Origin of the sequence: Anoxynatronum buryatiense (assembly GCF_900182905.1) — a bacterium.
Taxonomy (GTDB): Bacteria; Bacillota; Clostridia; order Peptostreptococcales; family Tindalliaceae; genus Anoxynatronum; species Anoxynatronum buryatiense.
The window spans coordinates 166680-188680 of sequence record NZ_FXUF01000005.1 but is presented as its reverse complement, the minus strand read 5'-3'; the positions used below and the strand labels follow the sequence as shown (position 1 = coordinate 188680).

The following is a 22001-nucleotide window of genomic DNA, read 5'->3' as shown; positions in this document are numbered from 1 at the left end:
TGACCACTCAGGAACTTAAGAAAATTGTCGGCAGAGCATTACTGATGAGTGAAAGAACCAGCCGGCTGGATGCTTCGACGCACATCACTTTTGAAGACCTGAACAGAGAAGAACAGGAGCGTTACCACCGGTGGGTTCGCCATGCCGGTGGCAACGGAGGCCGGCGGTCTTTTCTGATGCGGTTGGCAGCAGAGGGACTTCGAGAGGAGCAGGCATATTCATTATGTGCAGCAGTCCGGCAGGAGAACTCAAGCGAAGCACTGCCGGAATGGGCCGTCGTGCTGCAGGCTGTTTTTTCCTGCCTTCCTTTGGACTGCAATCATAGGACAGAGGAACATCAGATGATGAGTGATTTTTCCTGTCTCCTTAAACCCTTTAGGGTATATGGGGAAAGGCAGTTGAAACATGTCTGGGCAGTCAATAAACAAGGATCCTCCCTGGTGACCCGGTCGGTTCAGGATGCCTTTTTTAAAGGATTGGAAAAAAGACTGGAAGTACGCATGAGTCAGTCCTATGAGGCGTTTTTAAATCAGAAAATGGCCCTTGAAAATCCTCTGCAGTTCATTATGGGCGCAAGGCCGTCTGCTGAGGCGGCAACCAGAAGCCGGCAGGCATGGTGCGCCGGGATGCTGGCGGGAGATTGGATTGTTTTTTTACATAAATATCCGGTACTGGCCCGCCATTTGTCAGAAGCAACCATGAACTGGCTTCAGCATGTGACGGCTCTCATGACCCACTTACAGGAAGATCTTGAAAAACTGGAAACAGCTTTCGGCATCGGCCGTTCATTAAACAGGGTCACCGATGTGCAGATGGATGTATCTGACCCGCACAACGGGGGGAGAACCGTTGCCATCCTCACATTTGACACAGGGATAAAAGTCGTTTACAAACCACGCAGTGCCAGCATTGATCAGGCATGGCAGCAATTGATCCAGTGGATGGAATCAGCAGGGCTGCCCTGTTTTCCTGTTCCCCGGGTAATTGATGGCGGCGACCACAGTTGGGTGGATTTTGTTGAACCACTGCCTGTATCCTCGGCAGAAGAGGCGGTCCTCTATTATGAACGGGCGGGAGTACTTCTTTGCCTCACCTACGTATTAGGTGGCGGGGATTTTCACATGGATAATATCATTGCACAGGGAGCTCATCCTGTTCTTGTTGATGTGGAAACCCTGTTGATGCACCGCTTCAAACCCTTTGATGCGGATGAAGATGCCGTCAGCTCTGAACAGACAGCCAATCACTGGTTGATAGAGTCAGTGTTGCACACCGGTCTGTTACCCGTCTGGGTAACCGATCATCAGGGCCAAGCTACTGATATCAGCGGTTTAACAGGAGGCTTTCCTGAAAGTGCCAATATACCTGTGCTGAAAGACCGTGGGCTGAAAGCAGCGGACTATCAGAAGCACATTCTGGAGGGATACCGTCGAGGGTACACTTTTATCTTGCATCATCGGGAACTGCTCCTCGGCCCGGCATCACCCCTGAACAGGTGCCGGGGGATCTTTTTACGCGCCCTTATTCGGGATACCCGGGTATACGACAGCCTGTTGCAGCGAGCGCGGCATCCACGCTACCTGAAAGATGGGATGGCCTATTCCATTGAACTGGAAAGACTGGCGGCAGCATACTTTTTGCAGGATGCACCCAATCAGCTGCAATGGCTGTGGAATTGCTTTGTCAGTGAACGGAGTGCGCTGGAGCAAGGCGATATTCCCATTTTTTACAGCAAAACGAATGAACTCTCCCTGCGCAGCGTTGAAACGATGCTGCATCCGACCTTTTTCATGGAAACGGCCCTGGATCATTGCCGGACAACGATTCAGAATATGAGCGAAGAAGACTTGAAAATGCAGCTTCATTATATTCAAACTGCCCTGTCCATGCAACAACACGACCTGAAGGCGCACGCGGCCGTTGTCAGGTTAACGGCGGGGGCAGAAGATGCAGTTTCTGATAATAGAAAGGAAGGAAGGGAAGGAAGACAACGTAGCCAGGCGCCAGAGAAGGGAAAAGCAGGTGAACATTCAAATGTGTTGCTTCGAGAAGCGTTGGATATCAGTAGACAGATCATGGGTTGGCGCCTGGAACCAGAAAAAGACATCTATACCTGGATCACGCTGCAAATGGAGGCGACTTCCCATCGAATGGTGCTGGGACCTATCAACCATTCCTTTTACGATGGCACCATCGGGCTGGGTGTTTTTTTAGCGGCTCTTTCCCGCATAACGGCATCAGAATCACTGAAAAAACAGGCGTTAGCAGTGATTCATCCATTCCGACAGCAACTGTACCACCCCTATAATCCCTTGCCGGTGCACCGGTTGACCCTTGGTTTGGGTACCGGCATCGGGGGTTTTATCCGAGGCTTGATGGCCATGGGCAGTTATCTGAGAGAGGAAGCGCTCCACCATGAGGCGTTGACGATCATTGAAAAAGTGCGCGAAGAGCAAATTGCCAATGACCGACAGATAGATGTGCTGGGAGGTACGGCCGGGTTGGCACTGGCATTGGCAGATTTGCCGGCAACGCTGCACAGTGACAAGACGCTCTCTTTGATGGCGCGATGCGGCCAATATCTGATGGATAAGCGGAGCACGGCAAAAACCGGCCATCAAGTGTGGGACAACGGTCTTGGAGAAGTTCCCTTAACCGGCATGGCCCACGGAGCAGCGGGTATTGCCCATGCGCTGCTGCAACTTTATCGGGTAATGGGTGAAAAAGACTGGCGTGCTGCCGCCCTGGAAGCCGTTGCTTATGAAAACCAGTTCTTTGATTTGAAGAGAAGTAACTGGCAGGATTTGCGCCATGGACAGCACTACCGGAGGGAAAGAGATGGAAAAGCGTTTATGGGAGGCTGGTGCAGTGGTGCGCCAGGTATTGGTCTGGCACGTCTTTCAGGTTTGAACGAAGCTGGCGGGGAAGCGCCTGTGTTTCACAGAGATATTGAAAAAGTGATCCGGTTTGTTGATGAAAACCAAGGATCGCATGGAGATACCCTGTGCTGCGGCAATGGGGCAATCATTGATTTCTTAGTGGAAGCTTCGCAAGTGCTGCAACGTTCTGATCTTCTTGAAATGGCTCGAAAGAAAGCCTTTCAAATGATGGCATTAAAAGAGAAGCAAGGGGAATACCGGTACACCGGCAGTGAGGGCGGTGTGGTATTCAATCCCTCATTTTTTCATGGTTTGGGAGGGGTTGGATATACCCTTCTTAGATGTGCAGTCCCTGATGAAATAAAAACCATGATGAAGTGATGCCTGCATCCCTCACCAGCTTTTTCCCGTAACCGATGCCAAAATGCCAGTGACCGGTGCCAAAATGCCAGTGATATGATACAATAAACATCATTGGAACATGTGACAGGCAACGAGAAATGCACCAATGAACTGGTGATCATCCCCCGGGGCGTTTGTGAGACGCCCGGTGAGAAGGAAGGAACTTCATGAGTCAGGAATCAGGACAACAACAACGAGACAATCTTGCCACTGCTGAAGTGGATCAACAGACGCCGGCGGCTAAAACGGCGAAAGCAACTGAAACAATCACAGAAGCAACAGTGGAAGCAGTTGCAGAAACAGCCACAGAGGCAACAACGGAAGCCTCCGCAGAAGCCGTTTCGGTGGAGACCGCGAGCAATGATGGCATGGAGGATACTCCGGTGGTACTGCCGCCTGAGCTGGAAGAGGCGGTGACACGCCTGACCCTGGGAGAGAAGGAAATTCTTCTGGTGGGCACTGCCCATGTTTCCCGCCGCAGTGCAGAGCAGGTGAAGGAAATTATCGAGATGGAACGGCCGGATGCCGTCTGCGTGGAGCTGGATGAACAGCGTTATCAGTCCATCATTTCCGGCAATAAATGGAAAGAAACAGATATCTTCAAAATCATCAAGGAGAAGAAAGCCACGCTGCTGCTGATGAATCTGCTCATCAGCTCCTTTCAAAAGCGGATGGCCAAACAGTTTGGTGTCACCCCGGGGCAGGAAATGCTCCAGGGGATTCAGTCGGCCCAGGAAACAGGCGCTGCACTGGTGCTGGCAGACCGGAACATTCAGGTCACCTTTTCCCGCATCTGGCACGGGTTGGGACTGAAAGGACGGGCCCAGCTGATCCTTCAGATTTTCATGAGTCTTTTTGAAGGAGACGATATTACCGAAGAGGAAATGGAAAAACTGAAGTCCAAAGATACGCTGAACGCTATGCTCAGTGAGTTCACCGAACATTTTCCCCAGTTAAAGGTGCCGCTGATTGATGAGCGGGACCAGTACCTGTCCCAAAAAATTAAAGACGCTCCCGGTCGTAAAGTGGTGGCGGTGCTGGGAGCCGCCCATGTGCCGGGCATTCAGGAAGAGATTCACAAAGACCACGATCTGGCGGCTTTGTCTCGCGTTCCTGCCAAAAGGAAGGGCCCCGGCATGATCGGCTGGCTGATTCCTGCTGTGATCATTGGCATTATTGGCTACACCTTCTATCTCAACCGGGACGCCGGCATTCGCCAGTCCATCAGCTGGGTGTTGTGGAATGGTTCGTTTTCAGCCATCGGTGCCACGCTGGCCTTTGCCCATCCCCTGGCCATTCTCACCGCCTTTCTGGCGGCACCCATCAGTTCGCTGAATCCCCTGCTGGCTGCCGGCTGGTTTGCCGGCATCGTGGAAGCCTACATTCGCCGGCCCAATGTGCAGGATTTTGAAAACCTGACCGATGATGTCACCAGCCTGAAGGGCTTCTGGAAAAACAAAGTGACCCGCATTTTACTGGTGGTGGCCCTCACCAATGTGGGAAGCAGTCTGGGCACTTTCATCGGCGGTGCCGACGTGATTCGCCTGTTTCTGGAAACCATCAGCGGTTGAATGGCTGCGTAACAACAGTGTAACAACAGCGCAACAACAGCCTGACGACTGAAACAGCCGGAAAAAGATGCCGGCGATACGTTTGCTGTCGTTAGGCGGTCTGGTCGTTTTTGACCATCCGTTTGAACAATATATCCTGAATAAGGGAGGAATCCATATGAGTGAAAAACAGAACATCGTGAAGCCCTCGACCCTGCCGGGCTTTATGGAACTGCTGCCGGCAGAGCAAATTCGCTTTAACCGGATGATGGACACTATTCGCCGGGTGTATGAGCGCTACGGCTTTGCCCCTCTGGATACCCCGGTGATTGAAAAATCGGAGGTGCTCCTGGCCAAGGGCGGCGGCGAAACAGAAAAACAGGTTTACCGCTTCATGAAAGGCGACAGCGACCTTTCCATGCGGTTTGATCTCACGGTACCCCTGGCCCGTTACGTGGCCCAGCATATGGGTGATCTCACTTTCCCCTTTCGCCGGTACCAGATCGGCAAGGTGTATCGGGGAGAAAGGAACCAGAAAGGGCGTTTTCGTGAGTTCTACCAGTGCGACATTGACGTTATTGGCCGTGAAAAGCTGAGCATTGCCACCGACGCTGAAATTCCAGCCATCATTTACAATGTGTTCACGGAGATTGGCCTGCCCCCCTTCGTCATTCGCATTAATAACCGGAGACTGATGAACGGTCTTTTTGCCCACTACGGGGTGGCAGGAAAGCCGGAAATGCTCCGTGCCATTGACAAGCTGGAAAAAATAGGGCCCGAAAAAACCCGAAAAGAACTGGAAGAGGCAGGCATTGATGCAACTGCCATCAGCGGCGTCTTCGATTTTATTGCCATTGAAGGCACCAACTCAGAAAAACTGGCTGCCCTGAACGACCTGGGCATCGACAATGAGCAGTTCAGGGAAGGTCTGAAAGAGCTGAATACCGTCGTCACCCTGATCAGAGCCTTTGGGGTGCCGGAGGAAAGTTTTGCCATTGAGCTGAAAATTGTGCGGGGGCTTGATTATTATACCGGCACGGTGTATGAAACCCTGCTGCAGGACTACCCGGAGATCGGCTCTGTCTGCTCCGGCGGCCGTTATGATAATCTGGCAGAGTATTATACAAAGGAGAAACTTCCCGGCGTGGGCATTTCCATCGGCCTCACCCGGCTGTTCTATCAGTTGAATGAAGCGGGAATTCTGGGAGAAGAGAACATTTCATCGTTATCTCAGGCGTTGGTGGTACCCATCGGCGACACCCTTGAAACCTGTGCCCGGGTGGCCAGCCGCCTGCGGAACGCCGGTGTGGTGACAGAAGTTTACCTGGAAGAGGCGAAAATAGCCAAGAAGATGAACTACGCCAACAAGCACGGCATTCCCTATGTGGTGCTCATTGGTGACGAAGAAGTGGCTGATGGGCTGCTCACGCTGAAAAACATGGCCGACGGCGAACAGCAGCGCCTTTCCTTTGAAGATGCTGCCGCCATCATCAAGCAATAAAGACGTAATCATCCCGCGCCTGCAAAGCCTTTGGCAATGCAGGCGTGGTTTCGTTTTTCAGATGTTGAAAAATGGACGGCAGGAGATGACGGCTCCGCCGGGAACAGCACGTGCTGTTAGATTTTGTTGGGGTGCGGGCGTTATTACGGGGGCTGGTTGGGTATGTAATGATGTGTATAACAATAAACCCGATGACGACGCATTCAAACTGTGAGGAGGGCGGGCAAATGGCAAAACCAACTTCAGATCGGCATCAGTCACCCTTTCGGATCACTTGCCGGGAACTAGTGGTGCGACCGGAAAACAAAAAAGAAGTACCGGTAATTCGTGAAGTCGTTCGTGAAGCCTTCCACCCCATGCCCTTCAGTACAGGCCGTGAATGGAAGCTGGTGGAAGAAATTCGCCAGAGCCCCGGTTACCTGCCGTCACTTTCCCTGGTGGCTCTTTGTGATGGAATGCTGGTGGGGCACAGCATCATATCCCTGATCGAAATTGAAGACAAAAAAAAGCCCCACAACGCATTGGTTTTGGGGCCGGTTTCGATTTTGCCTGATTTTCAGCGGCGGGGCATAGGCCAGGAATTAATTCGAATCGGTATCGTTGCGGCCAAAAGAATGCCGCTGCCGGCCATGGTGGTAGTGGGGGATCCGGCGTATTATAGTCGATTTGGTTTTGAGCCGGCTGTTCCCAGAAACATTCATATGCCCTTTGGTTTCGATGAGGAAGACTACCTGCAGGTGCTGGAGCTGAAAAAAGGTGCCCTGAAAGGGGTACAGGGTGTTATCAAGTTTCCTCCCAGTTTTTTTGACGAAAAGGGGGATTTGCTGTAGTGGGTTTTGCTTTAGAAGTTCCAGCAGTATTCCCGCTTCAGATACGAAAGCACCACTGAGGTTTCTGTCTGTTCGATGCCGTCAATGGGCCAAATTTTCTTCTCCAGCAGCTCGTGGAGCTGATGAATGTTTTTGACGTATACCTCAATATCAAAGGTGGATCGGCCGGTGGCCAGGGCGATATACCAGATTTCATTGATTTTTCCCAGTTCTGCTGCCACATGATCCACTTTTTTGATGTCAGAATGAATCTTGATCATGGCTGCCACATCCAGTCCCAGCTTAAACGGGTCGGCAACGGCTACGATCTGCATGACTTTATTGTCAATAAGTCGTGAAATCCGGTTGCGCACGGTGGATTCTGAAACACCCAGCTCTCTGGCAATGTCTGTGTTGGGGGTACGGCCGTCCCGCTGCAGCATTCGGATGATCTTCATATCGACATGATCAAGGCCATAGGGGTTTTTCATACACATCATCCCTTCTGTGGTTTCGATGAACGAAACAATCTCAGTCTCTTCTATTATAACTGTTGATCATCGGAGATTCAAACAATACTCGCAAAAATTCCAATTTTTCGTTTTATTGAGAAATAAAAAACTGGGAATCGCAACTTTCTGCCGGTGATTTTTGAGAGTCATGGGATGATGGCAGTCACCATGGTGCGGAAGAGCTGAAAAAGAAAAGAATGCCGGAAAACACAGGCGGAGAGGACGATGGCAGAGTGGCAGAGGAAACAAAAAAACCGTTGGTTCAACCGGCGAAGGAAATGCCAGTATTTGAAAAGCCTTTGTATTATGTAGGAATCGGTGCTTCTGCCGGAGGGCTGGAAGCACTTCAGGATTTGTTTAAATACATGCCCCGGGATACGGGAATGGCCTTCGTTGTGATTCAACATCTGTCACCGGATTACCGCAGTATGATGGATGAACTGCTGGCCCGCCATACGGCCATGACCATTCATATTGCAGAAGATGGGATGCCGGTGACGCCCAATACCATTTATCTGATACCTCCCCGCAAAAACCTGATGCTGTTCCATGGCAAGCTTTATCTTGAGGAACAGCGAAGCCAGAAAGCCCTGAATCTTCCCATAGATGTGTTCCTAAGATCTCTGGCAGCAGATCAGGGTAAACAGGCCATCGCTGTCATTCTCTCCGGCACTGGCAGTGACGGCACGCTGGGAATCAGGGCGGTGAAGGAGGCCGGGGGAATCATTGTGGTGCAGGATGAACAGAGTGCCAAGTTTGACGGCATGCCCCGCAGCTCCATTTCCACAGGACTGGTGGACTTTATTCTTCCGCCGGCTCAGATGGGAGAGGCGCTGCTTAACTATGTGAAACATCCCTTTATTTCCAACAGTAAAACCCTTGAAAAAGCGCTGCCGGAAAATATGGATACGCTGGCAAAAATCAATCTGATTCTCCGGGATTATATTGGCATTGACTTTTCCTATTACAAAGAAAATACCATTGCCCGCCGGCTGGAGCGGCGGGTAAGTATCAACCGGTGTCATAACCTGGAGGAATACCTGAGTTTCCTCATGGAGTCGGACAAAGAGAAAAATACCCTCTACCGGGAGATGCTCATTGGTGTTACCCGGTTTTTCAGGGATGGAGAAGCCTTCGATAGTTTGAAGGAAAATGTGCTGCCACATCTGAACTGTCAGAAAGGCCACTTGCGTATCTGGTCGGCCGGCTGTTCCACCGGGGAGGAAGTTTATTCCCTGGCCATGATCTGTCTTGAAGAAATGGAAAAGCGCCGCTTAACCTGTGAACTGAAAATTTTTGCCACCGATATTGACCGCAACTCTCTCAATACGGCCAGTCAGGGGCTTTACTCTGAAAGCATCGTGGCTGACATTGATCAGGAAATGCTGGCCAAGTATTTCATTCGTTTGGAAAATGGCTATCAGGTCAAGGAAAACCTTCGAAAAACAGTGGTTTTCGCCACCCATAATTTGCTGAAAGATCCTCCTTTTTCACGGCTGGATCTGATGGTGTGCCGCAACCTCTTCATATACCTTAAACCGGAAATGCAGCAAAAAATTCTCAACATGTTCTACTATTCGCTGAAACCGGGTGGCTTTCTTTTTATGGGGAACAGTGAAACCCTGGGAGATATGAGCGAAGGCTTTAAAACCATTGATGGCAAATGGAAAATCTATCAGTATCGGGAAGGCTTTCGACCGCCGCTGATGCGTGATGTCCAGCCTTTGCAGCCCATACAGGCCGCATCTGTCCGGCAGCAGTTACCTTCAGGCAGCACCCGAGCAGATGCCGAAACCCTGCGGCAGTCCAGGCTGCTGGAAAACGCGCTGGAAGCCTACCTGCCCCCATCGGTGATTGTGGATCAACAAGATCGTATGGTGCAGGTAATCAATGACATGAATCCTTTTTTTCAGGTTCGGGCGGGGCAATTTTCCGACAGTATTTTGAAGCACCTGCCCAATGATTTATCCCTGTATGTCAGTGGATTGCTGCGGCGACTGAAGCAGGGACAGGAGCATCTGGTGTACGAGAACATCGAACACATTCCCGGGTTTGAAGACAGACAGGTGGCTGTTGAAGGGCGAAGGCTGGAACTGGATCAGGTACACTACTATCTCATCAGCTTCCGGGAGATGCCGGTGGCCGGAGATCCTGTGGTTCGAAGCGGGTCGCACCCGGATGTGGGGCAGGAAATGAGCCAACGGGTGAAAGAACTGGAAAATGAGCTTCAAATCAGCCGGGAAAATCTCCAGGCAACAGTGGAAGAACTGGAAACCTCCAATGAAGAGCTACAATCTTCCAATGAAGAACTGATTGCCTCCAATGAAGAACTGCAGAGCACCAATGAAGAATTGCAGTCGGTGAATGAAGAGCTTTATACGGTGAACTCAGAGTTTCAAAGCAAGATCGATGAACTGACCCAGGCCAACAATGACCTGACCAACCTGCTTCATAATACAGAGGTAGGCGCCATCTATCTCGACCGGAACCTGTGCATACGACGCATTACGCCGGTGGTGAAAAAAATCACCAACTTGAGAGAATCTGACGTTGGCCGACCCATTTCGCATATTGCTGCCATTGAGACCCATTCGGCTCTCATGGATGATGTGAACCAGGTGCTGGAAAACCTGCAGCCCATCGACAGGGAAATTGTGGATGAAAATGGCGGCGCCTGGTTTGTGAGAACCCGCCCCTACCGCACCTCCTACCATGCTGTGGAAGGGGTGTTGGTCACTTTCGTCGAAATCAGCCGCCTGAAGCATTTGGAGGCTGAAGTCCACAGCTGCAACTATTTGCTGGAAACCGTGCTTGACCACAGCCCGGTGGCCAAAACCATGGTGGACGCATCTGGTGATCTGATTTATGTTAATCAAAAAGCTGAAACTGTCTTTGGCTTAACCAGAGAGCAGTTGATGAATCGAACGTACGATGACAGCCAGTGGAAGATCACAGACTTAAACGGGAAACCCATTCCCCCTGAAAAACTGCCCTTTGCACAGATGAAACAAACCCTTCAGCCTGTCAGCGGCTATCAGCATTATGTGGACATACCAGGGAAGGGAAAACAGCTGCTGACCATCTATGGCGTGCCGGTGATCCGCCACAATGGGGTTTTTGAAGGCGGTGTGTTCACCATTGAAAATGAAAAAGCGGAATGATCGGGGTGAAAAAAATGAGCCATAACCAGGATCAACGGAAACAATTGCAGCAGCGCATTGAAGAAGCCATCAAAAAAAGGCACATGGATCCCGATTTTCTTAAAAGCAAACCCATGGAAGAATTAATGCAGGAAGTGAGTATCTATCACCAGGAGCTGGAATATCAGAACCTGGAACTAATGCGGGTGCAGGAAGAACTGGAGAACTCTCAGATTCATTATATCAGCCTGTTTCAGGATGCACCGGTGGCCTATGTGGTCATCGACAGGCACCACTGCATTCAGGCGGTCAACCGGGAGTTTTGCCTGCTCACAGGAGCACAGGAAAAAGAAACCCTGGGAGAACGGATCGAAATATTTATTATGCCTGAGAGCCAGGACGCCGTGTATCATCATCTGCGAAATCTGACACATGTGGCACAAATGGACAGCCTGCAAATACAAATACAAACACGTCAGGGTGTTCGCACGGCAAAAGTTCAAAGCAATTTACTTTTGAAGAATGGAACACCCCAGATTCGCATGAGTCTGGTGGATCTTACGCCGGAAAAAGAACTGCAGGATGCGCTGGAAGAAAAAGGCCGGGCGCTGGAACAGGCCAAATCGAAAGCGGAAGCTGCCAACGAGGCGAAGAATCGGTTTTTGGCCAATATCAGTCATGAAATTCGCACGCCCATGAACGGCGTCTACGGATTTCTTCAGCTTCTGATAAACACCCAGGTAGACGAGGAACAGCTGGACTACATCGATCATATGATGATTGCCAGCCGGCGGATGCTTCGTCTGATTAACCATCTGCTGGACTTTGCCGCAATGGAAGACGGCGACATGCAGGTGCACCATCAGGAAATTGTGATGGCAGACTTTTTTCAAACACTGGTCAACAGCTGGCAGGGTGAAGCAGAAGAAAAACACCTGGAACTGGCAATGGAACTGGAGGCGGGAATCCCGCTTATTCTCCGGGGCGATGCTTCCCGGCTGCGGCAGATATTGGATGGTCTTATGGAGAATGCCATTAAATTTACGCCCCAGGGAAAGGTGCGACTCCGGGTATATCTCGTGGAAGAACAACAAAATGAAAACCGTCAGGAAAATGAAGCACAGAAAGAACGGGTGGTTCTTGGAATAGCAGTGACAGATACAGGCATTGGGATTCCGACAGAAGATCAGGAGCGGATTTTTGAATGGTTCACCCAGGGAGACACCTCCAGTACCCGCCATTATGGCGGTGCAGGCATCGGGCTTACCGTTGCCCGGCGGTTGGCAGGATTGTTGGGTGGGGAGATTCGGGTCGTCAGCCGGGAGGAAGAAGGCAGCACCTTTGAGCTGCGGGTTCCTTTTGGCAAACTGTCACAAGAAGAACTGGAAGCACTGACAACATAAACAGGAGTGGCGGCAAAAAAGAACCATCAACTGAAAAGCGCTGATGACAGATGAGGAGATGAGTGACATGAATGAGCGCGATTTTGATGATAATAATGAAAGTGAAACATCTGACGCAGTTGTTGAACAGAAGAGACAGGCAGCAACACCTTGGCGCAGAGCCATGGACCGCACCATAACCGGCATGGCCCTGAGTGTTATCACACTGAGTTTTCTGGCGCTTGATTATCTGCTGCCCACCATCGGTATCATACTGCTGTTACTGGGTTTTGGGACGCTTCGCAGCGTAAACGGCTGGTTCAAAAGCGGCTGGGTGCTCACGCTGCTGCGGGCAGTCTTCTTTTTTTTCACACTGATTCTCAATGCCACCATCTATCAGCGGGCAGTGTATGATTCGGCCATTGGCAGTGCTCTCAACATGGTGAATCTGGGAGTGCAGTTTCTGATGATTTTCTGCCTCTGGGGAGGCATTAAGGCGGTACGGAAAAAGGCAGACGCTTCTCATCACAATGGAAGCGCTGGGGCACTGCTTGTCTGGTACATCCTTTTTATCCTGCTGGCATGGGTGCGGTATCATGGGATTGTGATTGGACTGGGAATGATTGCAGGCTATATTCTGATAATCCGCAGCCTCTATCGTCTTTCGGAAGAGCTGGAAGAACCGGATGATGCTGTCAAAAAATCAAGGGTGACTCTTTCTGACCGACATCTGGTGAGGGCCCTTGTGGCTGTTCTTGCGGTGGGCATCATCTGCGGCTATGCTTTTTTCGGTCGCTACAGGATGAACTGGCAGGCTGAAGAGACTGCACAGAGTACAACGGTCACCGAAGTCAAAGCGGATCTCCTGGCCCTGGGATATCCCCCTGCGGCGTTGGAAGATTTATCCCATGAGGATCTCATGGCCTGTCAGGAGGCACTGCGGGTGGTTGCACAAACACATGAGGAACCGGTAAATCAGGGGCATGAGGTGCGGGAGGTTGAAGGAAACGCGACCTATATCACCACTGCCTATGATGTGAAGGAGCTGCGTTTGACCAATGTTGCCGTAGAACTGCCCGGCGAAATCCCCCGGTGGAAGATATTCCACCACTTTCGCTGGACGGTGAACCCCGGCTTCGCGGGCACAGAGGCCCTCCAGATCTGGCCTGCCTATCGAAACAACGAAGGATGGGCGGCGGCCGGAGAGATGACGGGGCGGGTACTCTACGATGCAAACGGGACGGTTTACACGGCGCCCTTCCATTCCCTCGCTGCAGAAAGCTACACCTCGGACGGTTTCTTCTGGGGGGAACAAGACGTGACGGATATTTTTGCAACCTTCTCCATGCCTGGAAAAGGTGAAGGGCAGCGGGGCTATGTTGCCTACGGGATCGAGGAAGTTAAGGAAGGCTGGATGGTGAATGCGTGGGTCAATTACACCCATCAAAAGAGCCGGTTTCAGTACCCGGTTCTTACCGCCGAGGAAAAGCGGAAAGCCTCCGGATGGAACGATGCCCATCCCTTCATCACGGTGCAGAATGCATTGCAGTTTTTCATCACAGATGAAGGCGTTGATATGCTGAGCGAGAGTCACCGGTGAACAAAAAGGGGTGTGTCGCAAAAGCGTACACACCTCTTTTTCTTGAGATTGAAGTTTGAGGGCTGATGAGGGAGTTTAGAAAGTGGAGAAGCCGCTCCACTCCTGGAACCGGTAGAGCCACTGGCGCCAGGCCCGGCTGTCTTCAAAGGCTTCATAAGGAAGGGTATACTGGCCGCCCCGGTTGCCCCAGAGCCGTCTGAAATAGTCGGTGACAGTGGTGGACAGTTCGCCGCTGCGTGGTGTCAGCACCATGATCATGGTTTCCAGGTTGTTGTCTCCCAGATTTCGTTTCGTCAGATTGGCAGATCCTCCAAACAGAATGCTGTTTTCTCCCCGGTGAATCAGGGTTAGCTTGGTGTGGTACTGTTCTCCCTGGGTGTTGTACCAGCGAATTTCGATGGCACCCTGGGAGGCTTCCACCAGTTCGGCGGCGGCAGGTCGGTTGGGAATGCCGCTCTTTTCAATGCCAAAGGCATCCCGGTTGGGGTCGAGAATCAAGCGGATGGAGACTTCTCGCTGGGCAGCATCCAGCAGTGCCTGTGAGATCATTCGGTCACCAATGTAAAACTGACCCATCCAGATGCTGTCGCCGGCATCTGTTTGATTGATTTCTGCCAGCAGATGCTCCCTGATTTTACCCTCGGTCAGCACCCGGGCCTGGGTATCGCTCTGGGTTTCGGTGGCGATGAAGTCCACCTGGGGCATTGTGGGAAAACGGGAGCTGTCATAGCCTGACAAAACCGCCACTTCCCGCTCTGTCTCCAACAGATCGGCTGCCAGAGGTCCGGAGAACCGAAAGGCCATGTTGGAATGAAGCGCGCTGGCATCATGGGGGTTGGCTGACATCACCAGGGCTGCTTCTTCGGTGATCAGCACCTTCCGGTGATTGGCCTTGAAATTCATCAGCCGCAGGTAACTTCGCAGGGTGACCCGGGGCGCATCAGTACCAAAGGGGTTGGGAAAGAGGCCGAAATCACCGCTGCCAAAGTGGGAGATTAAGGTTGTCCAGATACCTGTGTAAAGAGGATTGGAATTTCCCATGACGGTCGGGTCGGTGACCACCACTTCAATACCGTTTTCCTGCAGATGTGTCAGATGATGGGCTTCATAAGACCCATAAAAATTGTTGATTTCGTCGGTGATGAGCACCACCTGCAGCTCCGGCACCTCTTTTTTTCGGGCGATGAGGGCGTCTGTCAGCTGACGGGTTAAGTCGGGATAGCTGTCGTCTGATCGGTCATAGACATCGTTGAAGAGAAAAAAATCAGCCACAACAAAATCAGTGGCATTGGCCACCAGGGTGACCATCTCTTCAAAAATCACCTGCTCATGCTGAATTTCACCGCCATGAATCCAGGAGAGGTCTGCCAGGAAAGTCAGGTCTGATACCGGCTGCAGCGGTCCTTCGTAAGAAAGGGAAGGTGCCGGGGAATGAAAAAAGCCGGTGATTACCACCGAGACCATCATGATCAGTACCAGGATGCCTGCCAGAACCTTGAAAATAAGCCCGTAATTTCGTTGTTTTCCGCCATATTTGGTTTTCACCATCATTCTGCCCAGGGGCAGTGGTTTTTCTTTCAAAAGGGTTCCCGCCTTTGAGTTGTTATTGGAAGTGCCATCTGCCGCCTCCTCATCATACCATAAAAGAGTGGCTCTGACAATTGAAACAACAACGTTGCAGCCCTCGCCGAGCTCTCGGATGGTTCTCAAAAGCAGGGGGATCTGGTAGAATAGCAGAAAAGCCTTTGGTCTGGGGGGAAAGGCCTGAGGAAGGAGGGGCAGTCGTGAAATTCCACGAAACAGATGTACGTCTGTTCACCGACATGATGATGGAGGGGTTTATTTTCATCGACCCTCAGGGGATCATCCGTCTCTACAATCAAAAGGCCAAGGAGATTTTCGGTGTGGTGTATCACCAGCCCCATGAACACCCGCCGGGGCAGTTGGTTGCCGGAGACCTGGTGATTCTGGCAGATAACTGTCTGGGTGAAGATGACGGCGGTCTGAACGCTTCCACCCTGGCCCTCATGGGCGTTGCACCGGGCACTGTTCGTCAGGGGGATGCAGTGATTGCCGCAGGCATCATGGGAGGCGCGCCCGGCAGTGCCAAAGTGCTGGTGCATTCACCGGAGGTGCAGCGCCAGTCTCTTGAAATGACCACCACACTGAAAAAGCATCGTCTTCAGGCGGCTATTCATTACCAGCAAAAGAAAATCAGTCTGCAGGTGGATCACCATCTGTTTGAGCTTCCCTACAACAGTGCCATCGGCCATTTGGCGGCCCTTGACGGTGCTGCGGGAACCCTGAAGTTTTATCAGGAACGGGGCTATTCTGTACGCAATGAAGCCTTGCGGCAGTTGCTGGAAGGAAGCCCGTTCCGGGGAAAGGGGCGGCACGAAGCCCATCTGGATGTACTTGGCAAACACCTGACAGAAATCCATGAGCCCAGTGATGTCATCAGGGAGTTTCTGGAAACTGCCGCCGGCCGTCCCCTGGGTTATTGCGACCGCTTTGCCGAAATCAACGGCAGGCAGACCCTGTGTTCCCTTTTTCCTGTTGACCGGGAGGGCTGCCGGCAGGGGGCCGTCCTCAAGGTGGAGGACGTGACAGAAATGAAAAAGGCCCTTCAGGAGCGGGATGAAGCGCTCCGCAGCCTTGAAATGGTCGAAAGCCGCCTGAAAGCTCAAACAGCGGTCACGGCCACCTTTGCCGCCATCATGGGGGAAAGCCCCGAAATTATTCATACCCGAAGGCTGGCCATGAAAGCCGCCGCCAATAAATCCACCGTGTTGCTGCTGGGCGAAAGCGGTACGGGAAAAAACCTGCTGGCCAAAGCCATTCACGATGCCGGCAGTGACCCCCAGGCTCCTTTCGTGCAGATCAACTGCGGCTCTATCCCTGAAAACCTGCTGGAAAGCGAGCTTTTCGGGTATGAAAAAGGTGCTTTCACCGGGGCCCGGGATGAAGGCAAGCAGGGCCTTTTTGAACTGGCCGATGGCGGCACCCTGCTACTGGATGAAATCGGCGAGCTGCCCCTGGCCCTCCAGGTAAAACTGCTGCAGGTGCTGCAACACAAAAGCTTTTACCGGGTGGGGGGCAACGAGAAACGAGAGGTGCAGGTGCGCATCATGGCTGCCACCAACCGAAACCTGGAAGAAGAAATGCTGCAGGGGCGCTTTCGGGAAGATCTCTATTATCGCATCAATGTATTCCCCATCTGGATGCCTCCCCTGCGGAAACGGCAGGGCGATATTGAACTGCTGGTGCGGGAGCTGCTGCCCCGGATCTGCCGGGAGGCAGACGTGGCTGAAAAGCGCATTTCGGCTGAAGGGCTGCAAAAACTCATGGAGTACCACTGGCCGGGAAATGTGCGGGAGCTGGAAAATATTCTGGAGCGGGCAGTTCATCTTTGTGAAGGGCCGGTGCTTCTTTCAGGCCAGCTGATGGTGGCGCCTCAACAGGGTAAGACCAAAGAAGCCGCGGAGGAACCGGGTGACAAAAGCCTGAAAACCGCTTTGATGGAAAAGGAAGCAGCATTGATCCGGGAAGCCCTGGCCCGGTGTGAAGGCAGCCGCCGGCAGGCGATGCAGCAGTTGGGCATTGGAAAAACCCAATTCTACGAAAAACTGAAACTCCATGGCATTGAATAATCACAGATTGAATAATCACAGATTGAATAATAACAGAATGATATCGAATAAAAGAGCTGTTACAGCACTAATCGCTCACACTCCGCTGATGATGGCGGGAGCGCTGAATCTGCTCTGTGTGTCCGGAATATCGGAACCAAGTCCGATAAACCGAACGATTGGATTGTGCACCAAAGCGATTTAAGAAGTTTCTGAAAATGCTGGATTTCAGACTTGATATGCCGACATTCAAGACGTTGATTGATGAACCGTCGGCATAAGAGTTCGGAAAAACGGAAAATAGCACTGGGATGAATGGCCGCTGTGGCGGGTGCGGCCATGAGCCATTCTGCTTAAAGAAATCCTGAAAGGCTGGAAAGACAACGGCTTGCCAGTGTGGAGCCGATGAAAAGCGGCTGTCGAATCATGCCGGGAGATTCTTGGCATGATTATTGCAGTATTAATAGCAGTATTAATCATTGAAGCATGCAGTGCCGCGATTCTCAGGAGCAGTCTTGAAAGTTCCCTGAGGAATCTCGCCGGCCGGTTGAACTGTTTTCTGACAGTGAACAGCTTCTTTATTAGTGAGATTAATGAACAGCTTCTTCATAAAGGAGTGACCCTGTGAAAATCACTGACATTCAAGTTAAGCGCCTTCGCATTCCGCTGAAAAAACCCTTCAAAACTGCCCTGCGCACTGTTGAGGCGGTGGAAGACATCCTCATCACCATCCACACCGATACCGGTGACATCGGCTATGGAGAAGCACCGCCCACGGCTGTCATCACAGGTGATACCCGGGAGGGTATTGAAGGGGCGATTCTGGGGCATATCAAGCCCCGATTGCTGGGACTGCCGGTGGTGGAGCTGGAAACCATTATGGAACGGCTGCACACGGCACTGGTGGGGAACACCAGTGCCAAGGCGGCAGTGGACATGGCGCTGTATGACCTCTTTGCCCGTTATCATCAGGCTCCCTTGTTCCGGCTGCTGGGCGGAGCCCGTCAGACACTGGCCACTGATTTGACCATCAGTGTCAATGATTCGGCAGAAATGGCGGAAGACGCCCGGCAGGCGGTCTTATTGGGCTACAGTACCCTTAAAATCAAGGTGGGAAAAGACCCGCAGCAAGATCTGAAACGCATCAAAGCCCTTCGACAGACCCTGGGAGACGGGGTGACCCTGCGGCTGGATGCCAATCAGGGCTGGACACCCCGGGAGGCAGTGAAGCTGATTCGGCAGATGGAAGAGGCCGATCTGGGTATTGAGCTGGTGGAACAGCCGGTGAAAGCCGGTGATCTGGAAGGTCTGAAGTATGTCACCCAGCAGGTGGAGACGCTCATTCTGGCAGATGAAAGTGTTTTTTCTCCCCTGGATGCCCTGCGAATCATGCAGGAGCGGGCGGCAGACCTGATCAATATTAAGCTGATGAAAACCGGAGGTATCCATCAGGCGTTGAAAATTTGTGCGCTGGCAGAAATCTACGGCATGGAATGCATGATGGGATGCATGCTGGAGAGCCGCCTGAGTGTGGCGGCTGCCGCACATGTGGCGGCAGGCAGAAACATCATTACCCGCTGTGATCTCGACGGCCCCGGCCTCTGCGCCGACGACCCCTGGCAGGGTGGGCCGGTCTTTGATCACGCCGCCATTACCATGAGCAAAGAGGCGGGTCTGGGCATTGTTCCGGGACCAACCTTTGACCAATATATTTCGCAGCCTTTCAGCAGCTTTTCGGCAACACCGCAAAAGAAGATGTAGGCGAACGCACCGTATCCCGGGCATGGCCCTGCCGAGACCAAAGGCGGTACCGGCAGACGCTGAACAGATGCCCATGAGCGGAAGCAAGGGAAAACGAAGGGAGGGGATGCCTCTCAATACAGCAGGGCAACAAACAGTAAACAGACAAAGGGAGGAATTGAATTGAACAAAAAAAGCCTGTTATGGATGTTGACCGTGATACTGATTATTTCCATGGTGGCCCTCAGTGCCTGCGGTTCTTCTGATCCCGCGCCCGCACCAGAGAGCGGCAACGGAGAAGCTGCTCCGGCACCGGGTGCTGCACCGGGTGCCCGCACCGACCTGATCTGGGGTGCCATGCAAGACCCGGATTCCCTGGACCCCCGCCTCACCACCTCTTCATATGCGGAAGAAGTGCTGGAGCTGGTGTTCAACTCGCTCATCTACCCTGATGAGAATCTGGAAATGCAGTTTGACCTGGCCACAGGAATGGAAACCCCTGACGACCTGACCTATATTTTTACCCTGCGGGAGGATGTTACCTGGCATGATGGCGAACCGTTGACAGCCCACGACGTGGTGTTCACTTATGAAACAATTCTGAACGAAGATTTTGGTTCTCCTCACCGTACCCGTACCCATGTGTCCACAGTGGAAGCGCTGGATGACTACACGGTGAAATTCACCACAGAAACACCCAACGCTGCCGCCTGGACCAGCCTGCGCCGGTTCATCGTTCCCCGGCACCTGGCGCCTGCCGAGCCTTATGAAGACGGTCAGGGCACCTTTGCTTTCCAACCGGTGGGCAGTGGCCCCTTCAAGCTGGTGGAATGGATTCCCAACGACTTCATTTTGCTGGAACGTTACGACGACTATTTTGAAGGCCCGGCCATTCTGGAAACCATCCTTCGCCGTGAGATCCCTGAAGGGGAGACCCGGTTTGCCGAGCTGCTGGCAGGGAACATTGACTTCACCTATCCCCCGGAACGTGAAATTGACACCCTCATTGAAGACCCTGATTTCACCCTGGTGATGTCTCAGACGCTGAATTATTTCCCGCTGGCCATCAATCATGCTTACGCAGGCAGTGACGTGCTCAATGACGTGCGTATTCGTCAGGCGCTGAACTATGCCCTTGACAAAGAGGCCATTGTGAAGCACGTATGGCCCACCGCCTCTGTGATGCACAACCCCATTATTGCCGGCACCTGGGCCTACGACGATGAAGCCACCTACAAGTACGAATACAACCCCGAAAAGGCAAAACAACTGTTGGAGGAAGCCGGTTACGGTGACGGCCTCACCCTGACGGTGACCATGTCCAACAGCACTGAAAATATCGAGTTTGGTGAGCTGGCCCGTAGTTTCTACGGCGATGTGGGCATTGAACTGGTGCTGGAAACCATGGAATTCAGCTCAGCCCTGGCAAAAATTCTTGACGGCGATTTCCAGCTGTATCACATGGGTTCCACCGGTATGTATGATCCCCATGATTTCATGAGCCGCTTCATCAACGGCACCGGCACCACCGCCTACAATCATCCCGAAGTCAACCGGCTGGTGGAAGAGGCTGTTCAGATCATTGGTGACCAGGACGCCCGTAAAGCCCTTTACTCAGAAGCGCAACGAATCATGACAGAAGACGCCTACAATGTACCTCTGCGCAACAGCCAGATGTGGATGGCCTGGGATGCAGACTTCGAGTTTGATTACAACTTTGTGGTGCGCAGCCGAAATCTGAAAGATGCTTACTGGAAGCAGTAGCATGTGCTTCTGATTAAAGCACAGAACCAAGGTTCAGAACCAAGATACAGAACCAAGATACAGAACCAGGGTACACGAAAGAAATTCATGAATGAACTGCTGTGGGAGCAGGCGTGAACGCCACCCTGCTCCTTTTCTCTGAAAAAATCATTCCGTAAGGAGTGTTACCATGCATATTTACATCATGAAACGACTGCTCCAGGCCATTCCGGTAATTTTTCTGGTGACGGTGCTCACCTTTTCCCTGGTGCATCTGGTGCCGGGAGACCCGGCCCTCATGCGGGCGGGAGAAGACGCCACCGCCGAACAGGTGGAGGCCATTCGGGAAGCCATGGGGCTGAATGAACCCATTTACAAGCAATACACCAAATGGGTCAGCGGCATTATGAGAGGCGACATGGGCTACTCCCTTCAGGATGGCCGCCCTGTCTTTTCCACCCTGATTCAGCGGCTGCCCGCCACCATGAAGCTGGTGATGGCTTCCTTCATCGTATCCATTGGAATTGGCGTTCCCGTGGGTATTTTATCAGCGGTGAAGCAAAACACCTTTGCCGACTCTTTTGCCCGGGTGTTTGCCCTGCTGGGCATTTCCATGCCCAACTTCTGGATGGGACTGATGCTGATGCTCATCTTTTCCTACTCTTTGCGCATGCTTCCCGCCAGCGGCTCCGGCACCCTGGCCCATCTCATCATGCCTGCCATTGCCCTGGGAATGCCGGGAGCGGGCATCATCACCCGCCTCACCCGTTCCAGCATGCTGGAGGTGATGAAGCAGGATTATATTCGCACCGCCCGGGCCAAGGGATTGCGCCGCCAGCTGGTGATCTACAAACACGCCCTGAAAAATGCCATGCTGCCGGTGGTCACAGTGATCGGGGTGCAGCTGGGTTCGCGGCTGGGCGGCTCGGTGATCGTGGAAAGTATCTTCGCCTATCCGGGCATCGGCCGTTTTGCCTATACCCGGCTGCTGGCCAGGGACTACCCCATGATCATGGGCAATCTGTTCATTTTCGCCATGATTTTTATCCTCATTAATCTCATCACAGATATTCTCTACGGATTCCTGGAACCTCGAATCCGTTACGACTAATGA

14 protein-coding genes are annotated in these 22001 nt (G+C 52.3%); 12 read left to right on the top strand and 2 right to left on the bottom strand.

Annotated features, from left to right (window positions below; all coding sequences use genetic code 11):
• The first annotated feature begins 44 nt into the window (after positions 1-44).
• The 4 genes from lanM (at position 45) to QOL74_RS08750 (ending at position 7162) form a co-directional block, all read left to right on the top strand.
• Positions 45-3260 (top strand): type 2 lanthipeptide synthetase LanM, encoded by a 3216-nt coding sequence (gene lanM / locus QOL74_RS08765; protein WP_283409082.1) that lies wholly within the window; start codon positions 45-47, stop codon positions 3258-3260.
• A 389-nt stretch (positions 3261-3649) separates the two neighbouring features.
• Complete coding sequence (locus QOL74_RS08760) at positions 3650-4852, top strand: TraB/GumN family protein (protein ID WP_283409173.1); 1203 nt, start codon at positions 3650-3652, stop codon at positions 4850-4852.
• A gap of 157 nt (positions 4853-5009) precedes the next feature.
• The gene (gene hisS / locus QOL74_RS08755) at positions 5010-6332 is read left to right on the top strand and encodes a histidine--tRNA ligase (protein WP_283409081.1); all 1323 of its coding nucleotides are present in this window, start codon (positions 5010-5012) and stop codon (positions 6330-6332) included.
• A gap of 227 nt (positions 6333-6559) precedes the next feature.
• Positions 6560-7162, top strand: a complete 603-nt coding sequence (locus QOL74_RS08750) for a GNAT family N-acetyltransferase (protein WP_283409080.1) — start codon at positions 6560-6562, stop codon at positions 7160-7162.
• Positions 7163-7173: 11 nt separating this feature from the next.
• Here QOL74_RS08750 and QOL74_RS08745 read toward each other — a convergent pair whose 3' ends face one another.
• Positions 7174-7632, bottom strand: a complete 459-nt coding sequence (locus tag QOL74_RS08745; RefSeq protein ID WP_283409079.1) for an Lrp/AsnC family transcriptional regulator — start codon at positions 7630-7632, stop codon at positions 7174-7176.
• A 254-nt stretch (positions 7633-7886) separates the two neighbouring features.
• Here QOL74_RS08745 and QOL74_RS08740 point away from each other — a divergent pair, with 254 nt between their 5' ends.
• The 3 genes from QOL74_RS08740 (at position 7887) to QOL74_RS08730 (ending at position 13775) form a co-directional block, all read left to right on the top strand.
• Positions 7887-10814, top strand: coding sequence for a chemotaxis protein CheB (locus QOL74_RS08740; protein WP_283409078.1), 2928 nt, complete (start codon positions 7887-7889; stop codon positions 10812-10814).
• Positions 10815-10828: 14 nt separating this feature from the next.
• On the top strand, positions 10829-12196 hold the full coding sequence (locus QOL74_RS08735; RefSeq protein WP_283409077.1) for a PAS domain-containing sensor histidine kinase: 1368 nt from the start codon (positions 10829-10831) through the stop codon (positions 12194-12196).
• Between the two features lie 67 nt (positions 12197-12263).
• Complete coding sequence (locus tag QOL74_RS08730) at positions 12264-13775, top strand: hypothetical protein (protein ID WP_283409076.1); 1512 nt, start codon at positions 12264-12266, stop codon at positions 13773-13775.
• 75 nt (positions 13776-13850) lie between these two features.
• On the opposite strand, the gene QOL74_RS08725 is transcribed toward QOL74_RS08730, so the two are convergent.
• Positions 13851-15356, bottom strand: coding sequence for a phospholipase D family protein (locus QOL74_RS08725; RefSeq protein WP_283409075.1), 1506 nt, complete (start codon positions 15354-15356; stop codon positions 13851-13853).
• Between the two features lie 203 nt (positions 15357-15559).
• On the opposite strand from QOL74_RS08725, the gene QOL74_RS08720 reads away from it, so the two are divergent.
• The 5 genes from QOL74_RS08720 to nikB all read left to right on the top strand — a co-directional run bounded on the left by QOL74_RS08720 (position 15560) and on the right by nikB (position 21998).
• Positions 15560-17425, top strand: coding sequence for a sigma-54 interaction domain-containing protein (locus QOL74_RS08720; protein WP_283409074.1), 1866 nt, complete (start codon positions 15560-15562; stop codon positions 17423-17425).
• A gap of 424 nt (positions 17426-17849) precedes the next feature.
• The gene (locus QOL74_RS08715; RefSeq protein WP_283409073.1) at positions 17850-18032 is read left to right on the top strand and encodes a hypothetical protein; all 183 of its coding nucleotides are present in this window, start codon (positions 17850-17852) and stop codon (positions 18030-18032) included.
• The gene (locus tag QOL74_RS08710) at positions 18029-19165 is read left to right on the top strand and encodes a dipeptide epimerase (protein WP_283409072.1); all 1137 of its coding nucleotides are present in this window, start codon (positions 18029-18031) and stop codon (positions 19163-19165) included. Before QOL74_RS08715 ends, QOL74_RS08710 begins: the two co-directional genes overlap by 4 nt.
• 162 nt (positions 19166-19327) lie before the next feature.
• Positions 19328-20908 carry an ABC transporter substrate-binding protein gene (locus QOL74_RS08705; protein WP_283409071.1) on the top strand — a complete coding sequence of 527 codons (1581 nt, stop codon included), beginning with the start codon at positions 19328-19330 and terminating at the stop codon, positions 20906-20908.
• Between the two features lie 169 nt (positions 20909-21077).
• Complete coding sequence (gene nikB / locus QOL74_RS08700) at positions 21078-21998, top strand: nickel ABC transporter permease (protein ID WP_283409070.1); 921 nt, start codon at positions 21078-21080, stop codon at positions 21996-21998.
• Positions 21999-22001: the final 3 nt, after the last annotated feature.